We start from the raw sequence: 360 nt of genomic DNA, 5'->3' as shown, positions 1-360 counted from the left end.
ATTTCGTTTCGGTATCCAGTTTTCAAGGTGCAATATTCTCTCCGGCTTTAACCCCGGAAAAACATCATATCAAATTCCTCAACACTTGAATACAAGTATATTTTGGAAATCCGATGTGAGAGTTTGAACTCTCAAAACTGAGCAACGAGTGAGTAAGTTAAGGATATTCTTTTCATTCACACGAACGTGATGAACCGAATTGAATATCCGGTTGCAGGTACATGTACCTGCTGATTTGAATGTTTCCATTGCAGGAAACGATTCTCCATAGAAAGGAGGTGATCCAGCCGCACCTTCCGATACGGCTACCTTGTTACGACTTCACCCCAATCATCTACCCCACCTTCGGCGGCTGGCTCC

At 43.6% G+C, this 360-nt stretch carries 1 rRNA gene; it reads right to left on the bottom strand.

Features of this window, described 5'->3' with window-relative positions:
• Positions 1–271: 271 nt before the first annotated feature.
• A 16S ribosomal RNA gene (locus WA407_RS26370) occupies positions 272–360 on the bottom strand; the annotation flags it as partial.

Origin of the sequence: Paenibacillus sp. 203 (assembly GCF_037027525.1) — a bacterium.
Lineage (GTDB): Bacteria > Bacillota > Bacilli > Paenibacillales > Paenibacillaceae > Paenibacillus > Paenibacillus polymyxa_B.
This window is presented reverse-complemented; position numbering and strand designations above follow the sequence as displayed.